This is a genomic window from Streptomyces sp. URMC 126, assembly GCF_051386555.1.
Classification (GTDB): Bacteria; Actinomycetota; Actinomycetes; order Streptomycetales; family Streptomycetaceae; genus Streptomyces.
In genome coordinates, this window is sequence record NZ_JBPQTX010000392.1 from 1 (window position 1) to 5,836 (window position 5,836).

At 71.6% G+C, this 5,836-nt stretch carries 5 protein-coding genes; all 5 read right to left on the reverse strand.

All coding sequences use genetic code 11. The annotated features are described in order from the left end of the window. Positions 1-294: 294 nt before the first annotated feature. The gene (locus ACSNOK_RS29875; RefSeq protein ID WP_436783927.1) at positions 295-1,206 is read right to left on the reverse strand and encodes a hypothetical protein; all 912 of its coding nucleotides are present in this window, start codon (positions 1,204-1,206) and stop codon (positions 295-297) included. Then, positions 1,157-2,188, reverse strand: coding sequence for an iron uptake transporter permease EfeU (gene efeU, locus ACSNOK_RS29880; RefSeq protein WP_436783928.1), 1,032 nt, complete (start codon positions 2,186-2,188; stop codon positions 1,157-1,159). Before efeU ends, ACSNOK_RS29875 begins: the two co-directional genes overlap by 50 nt. A 28-nt stretch (positions 2,189-2,216) precedes the next feature. Then, positions 2,217-3,569, reverse strand: coding sequence for an iron uptake transporter deferrochelatase/peroxidase subunit (gene efeB / locus ACSNOK_RS29885; protein ID WP_436783929.1), 1,353 nt, complete (start codon positions 3,567-3,569; stop codon positions 2,217-2,219). 13 nt (positions 3,570-3,582) lie between these two features. Beyond that, the gene (efeO, locus tag ACSNOK_RS29890; protein WP_436783930.1) at positions 3,583-4,719 is read right to left on the reverse strand and encodes an iron uptake system protein EfeO; all 1,137 of its coding nucleotides are present in this window, start codon (positions 4,717-4,719) and stop codon (positions 3,583-3,585) included. A gap of 200 nt (positions 4,720-4,919) precedes the next feature. Continuing rightward, positions 4,920-5,836 (reverse strand): heme ABC transporter ATP-binding protein (locus tag ACSNOK_RS29895; protein ID WP_436783931.1); only part of this gene is annotated, 917 nt, incomplete at its 5' end.

A 5,836-nucleotide genomic window follows, 5' to 3' on the forward strand; every position in this document is an offset into this window, starting at 1 on the left:
GTGGGTGGTGGGCGGTGGGTGGTCTACGGGTCGCCTACGGGGTGGTGTACGGGGTCGTCCACGGCCGTTGTGTACGGGGCGCCTACGGGTCGTTTACGGGACTTCTGCGGGCCGCGTACGGGTCGTCGCCTACGGGGTGTGGCCGGCTATGGGTCTCTAGGTGAGGTCACCTAAGGGAGGCCCCCTACGGGAGCTCACCTACGGGAGGTCCTCTACGGGAGCTCACCTACGGGAAGTCCCCTACGGGAGCTCACCTACGGGAAGCCCCCTACGGGTCGCCGCCCCCCGCCGGCTCTACTCACCCTTAGCCGCGATCAACGACTCGATCCGGTTCAGGAACCTCACCCGTCCCCCCGCCGTCCCCTTCGTCGGCACCCGCACCGCCGACTCCGACACCCGCGTGAACGTGATCGCCGTCGTCAGCCGCCCGGTCAGCAGGGACTTCGTCCGCTGGTCGGTGACGGCGGGGCGGACGCCCTTGGCCATGGTCCGCTTCTCGCGGTGGTGGGCGGTGAAGAAGACGACGGCCCCGCCGTCGGTCGTGCGCAGGGCGAGCGGCGGGTACCCCGGCGCCTCCTCGGGAGTGTCGATCCAGTCGGTCCAGAACGTCGGCGTCCGCGCGATCTTGGCGCGGTCGGCGCGCAGCTGGGTGGTGGCGAGGTCGGGGGCGAAGACGTCGCCCTCGCCGGTGCGCAGGAAGCCGGTGTACGCGCCCGCGACCGCGGCGGGGTCCAGCGCCAGCCCGGACGGCCGCCCGGCCCGTACGGGGACCGCCTCGGCCCGCCCGTCCGCGTCCGTCTCGAACGCCGGTACCGTGCCCGGCGCGTGCAGCGTCAGATAGGCGGCCTTCCACGGCTCCTTCGCGCCGTCGCGGGTGAACACCACCAGCCACCGGTTGGCGTCCCGGTTGCTGAGGGTGTCGGCGACGAAGAACTTGGGCCAGCCGGCCGACTTGGGGATGGCGAACCGGGCGTCGCGCAGCTCCAGCGCCGGGTAGCGCGGGTTGCCCTTGGGCAGCAGCTTGCGCTGCGCCGTCACGTCGGCGCGGCCGATCTCGGCGAGGGCGCCGGTCTCGACCCGGTCCACGAGGGCCGGGTCGAGGGCGCGGTACGCCTTGGTGTAGCCGGCGGTGAAGTCGGCGAGGACCCTGGCGGCCTCAGCCTTGTCCACCGCCGGGACGATCTCCCGCTCGCCGTGCACCGTCACGCACCCGGTCGTCAGCAGCGCCGTCACCAGCACCGGCAGGAGCGCCGGCAGCGGCGGGCGGAACGCCCGGGACGGCGCCGGCCACGGCAGGAGACGCGGGCGCGTCCGACGTCGCATCGGCCTTGGCCTCCTCGGTGACTGCCGCGCCACCCGCGGTGGCTGCTCGGGACGGCGCCACCCTACCGGGGCCGCTGGGCCGGAAGAACAGCACCAGGGTGGGAACCAGATACAGCACCCACACCCACACCTGCAGTTTCGTCGGGTCCGGCTGGAAGTTGAAGACGCCCTTCAGCAGCGTGCCGTACCAGCTGTCGACCGGCACCTGCTCGCTGACGTCGAACGCCTTGGCGTTCAGCCCCGGCAGGACGTCGGCCTCCTGGAGGTCGTGGAAGCCGTACGCGAGGACGCCCGCCGCCACCACGATCAGCATGGCGCCGGTCCAGGTGAAGAACTTCGCCAGGTTGATCCTCAGGGCGCCCCGGTAGAACAGCCAGCCCAGCACCACCGCGGTCAGCAGCCCGAGCAGCGCCCCGACGAGCGGCCGTACCCCGTCGTCGGTGGCCTGCACCGCCGTCCAGATGAACAGCGCGGTCTCCAGGCCCTCCCGGCCCACGGCCAGGAACGCCGTCACCACCAGCGCGGTGGTGCCCATCGCCAGCGCCGCGTCCAGCTTGCCGTGCAGCTCCCTCTTCAGGTGCCGCGCGGTGCGCCGCATCCAGAAGACCATCCACGTCACCAGGCCCACGGCGATGACGGACAGCGAGCCGCCCAGCATCTCCTGCGCCTCGAACGTCATGGTCCGCGACCCGTACTGGAGCACGGCCCCGAAGCCCATGCTCAGCAGCACGGCGGCGGCGATGCCGAGCCAGACCGGCCGCAGGGCGTCCTTGCGCCCGCTCTTGACCAGGTAGGCGACGAGGATGCAGACGACCAGGCTGGCCTCCAGGCCCTCGCGCAGGCCGATCAGGTAGTTGCCGAACACGCGGCTCCTCCTCTGTGTACGGGGGCCGTCAGGCGAACAGGGCCCTGCCCCACCAGTCGTCCTTGTCGCGGACGCCCGGCGGTACGGCGAAGACCGCCGAACCCACGTGCTGGATGTACTCGTTGAGCGCGTCCGAACGCGACAGCCGGGTCTGGATCGGCACGAAGCCGTCCCGGACGTCGCGCTGGTAGGCGATGAAGAACAGCCCGGCGTCGAGCCGGCCCAGGCCGTCGGTGCCGTCCGTGAAGGAGTAGCCGCGGCGCAGGATCGTCGCCCCGCCGTTGCTGTCGGGGTGGGCGAGGCGGACGTGCGCGTCCGGCTTCATCACCCGCAGGTTGGGCTCCTCGCGCTCCTTGCGCTTGCCCAGCGGCGCGCCCTCGGCCTTGTCGCGGCCGAAGACGTCCTCCTGCTCCTTCAGCGAGGTCCGGTCCCAGGTCTCGATGTGCATGCGGATGCGCCGGGCGACGAGGTACGACCCGCCGGTCATCCACTCCGGGCCGTCCTTCTCGCCGACCCACACGAACTTGTCGAGCCGGTCGGTCTCGGTGCCCGCGATGTTCCGGGTGCCGTCCTTGAAGCCCATCATGTTGCGCGGCGTCATGGCGTCCGGCGTCGTCGAGGACGTCTTGCCGAAGCCGAGCTGCGACCAGCGGATCGCCACCCGGCCCATGCCGATGCGGGCCAGGTTGCGGATCGCGTGCACCGCGACCTGCGGGTCGTCCGCGCAGGCCTGGACGCAGAGGTCGCCGCCGCTGCGGGCCGGGTCGAGGTTGTCGCCGGGGAAGACGGGCAGGTCGATCAGGGCCTTGGGGCGGCGGCCCTTGAGGCCGAAGCGGTCCTTGCCGTCCTTCTCGAACAGGGTGGGCCCGACGCCGAACGTGAGCGTCAGCCGGGACGGCTTGAGACCGAGGGCCTCGCCGGTGTCGTCCGGCGGCAGCTCGTCGTTCTCGCTGATGGCGCCTTCGCCGACCTCGTGGCCCGCGGTCATCCGGGCGGCGGCGGCCGTCCACTCCTTGAGCAGCTTGATCAACTGCTCGCGGTCGTCCGTGCGGACGTCGAAGGCGGCGAAGTGCAGCCGGTCCTGGACGGGCGTGGCGATGCCGGCCTGGTGGGCGCCGAAGAAGGGTACGGCTCCGCCCTCGGCGGCGGCGGACGCGGTGTCGTCGTCGAGACGCAGGGCCGCGGCCGTGCCGCCGGCCGCGGCGGCGCCGAACGCCAGCCCGGCGCCGCCCCAGCCGAGGAGGGTGCGGCGGGAGGGCTTGCGCCGGGCGGTCCCGGCGTCCGTTCCGTCGGCCTGGGTGCCCGTCGGATCGCCCGCCGGGCCGCCCGCCGGCTCCTCGGGGCGGTCGCGGTCGGCCGTGGTGTCGAGCGCGTCGGTCATCGTCCGCCCCCGGTTACTTCGCGACCGCGCCGGCGAGCTTGGACAGCGGCTCGGCGAGGGCGTTGACGGCGTCCGACAGCTTCTTGCGGTCGTCCTTGCCGACGGTGTCGTACGCCTTGAACGAGTCGCCGTCGCGGTAGTCGCCCAGCAGCTTCTTCAGGTCGCCGAACTGCTTGTCGAGCTCCTTGACCAGCGCGGCGTCGTTCTTCGCCGCGACGGACTTCAGCAGCTCGTAGGACTTCTCGGCGCCCTCCACGTTGGCCTGGAAGTCGTCCAGGTCGGTGTGGCTGTAGCGCTCCTCCTCGCCGGTGACCTTGCCGGTGGCCACCTCGTCGAGGAGCTCCTTGGCGCCGTTCGCCATGCTGGTGGCGGTGATGTCGGCCTTGCCGACCCGCTTCTGCCAGTCGACGAGGTCCTTCATCAGCCGGTCGGCGAGGGCCTTGTCCTCGTCAGTGATCTTCTTGTCGTCCCAGAGCGACTTCTCCAGCTTGTGCCAGCCGGTCCACTTCTGGTCCTTCTCCAGGCCGTCCTCGCGGACGTCGACCTTGGGGTCGATGTCACCGAAGGACTCGGCGACGGGCTCGGTCCGCTCCCAGCCGAGGCGGGACGGGGCGTACGCCTTCTTCGCCGCGTCGAGGTCACCCGCCTTGACGGCATCGGCGAACTTCCGCGCGAGCGGAATGGTCGCGTCGGCCTGCTCCTGGACGTACTTGCGGTACTCCGCGACGGCCTTGTCGAGCGCCGGGTCGGTCTTCTTCTCCTTGCCGTCGCCGCCGGTGACGGTGATCTTCTGACGGATTCCGTCGCCCTTCATCCCCGGCTTGCAGGCGATTTCATAAGAACCGGCCTTCTTGATCGTCGCGGTGATCTCGGCCTTGGTGCCCGGGCCGATGTTCTCCCGCTCGGTGACGATCCGGTCGTCCGCGGCGTAGACGTACACCTCGGTGACCTTGGAGCCCTTGTTCTTGACGTTGATCTTCACGTCGCCGGCGGGGAACGAGGTCTTCGAGACCTCGCAGCTGTCGTCGGAGGCGGTCACCTGTATCGCGTCGGAATCGCCGGCGTCCGACTTCTCTGCGCAGCCGGACACGACGGCCAGGGCCGCCGCCGCGGCGACGACGGTGACAGCGGAGGAGCGAAGGGCTCGCATAGGGGCTCCAGGCGTGCTCGGAAGGCGGAATACCTGCTCTTTCATCACATCTCCGTCACAAAGGGAGCCGATGTGGCTGAAAAAGCACCTTTAATAAGGCCGACCTAACTTATCTGAGCCTTGCCTGAGTCGTTCCCCAAAGTGCACGTGATCCTGCTCTCATGCGGCAAAATCTTGCCCCATCCGTCTGCTTGATCACTTCAGCCCGTCGCGTCATCCCTGTTACGGCCGGGCGGTGATCGGTCGGGAACTTCTGTTTGACGAGTCCGCTCCACGCGGACCAGCTCGGCCGGGCGGTCCGTCCCTCGCGAGTCGCCTCGGCCCGTCCGGCCCTCCCGCACCGGAGTCACCAGGGGGTCGCCGCTGACCGGGTGCCGGATCACCTCGACCGGGTGCGCGTACACCCGGCCGAGCAGGGCCGGATCGAAGACCTCGCCGGGCGGCCCGTCCGCCGCCGTCCGCCCGGCGTGCAGCACCACCACCCGGTCCGCGTACGCCCCGGCCAGCCCCAAGTCGTGCAGAACGACCACCACCGCGTCACCGGCCGCCGCCCGCCGACGGCAGACCCGGAGCACCAGTTCCTGGTGGCGCAGGTCCAGCGCGGCCGTCGGTTCGTCGAGCAGCAACAGCCGGGCGCGCTGCGCCAGCACCCGCGCCAGCGCGACCCGGGCCCGTTCGCCACCGGAGAGAGCGGTGAACGGGCGGGGGGCGAATCCGGCCACTTCGGTCAGGTCCATGGCCTCCCGCACGGCCTCGTCGTCCTCGTCCGCCGCCGGGGTCCCGGCCCAGGGCGCGCGGCCCATCCGCACCACCTCCTCGACGGTGAACGGGAACGACAGCTCCGCCGACTGCGGCAGCACGGCGCGCCGCAGGGCCAGTTCCCGGGCCGTCCAGCCGCCGGCCGGCCGCCCGTCGACCCGCACCTCGCCGCCGTCGGCCGGCAGGTCGTGCGCCAGCGCCCCGAGCAGGGTCGACTTCCCGGCGCCGTTGGGCCCGACGAGCGCGACCACCTCTCCGGCACCGACGGACAGGTCGACGCCGTCCACGACCACCCGCCCACCCAGCCGCACCCGCAGCGCGCGGGCCTCGACGAGGGGCGTACCGAGGGGGACGGGGG

What these genes read in the sequence shown, in the direction of transcription:
- efeO (WP_436783930.1), bottom strand. Translation starts at nt 4,719, where the DNA reads ATGCGAGCCCTTCGCTCCTCCGCTGTCACCGTCGTCGCCGCGGCGGCG.
- efeB (WP_436783929.1), bottom strand. Translation starts at nt 3,569, where the DNA reads ATGACCGACGCGCTCGACACCACGGCCGACCGCGACCGCCCCGAGGAG.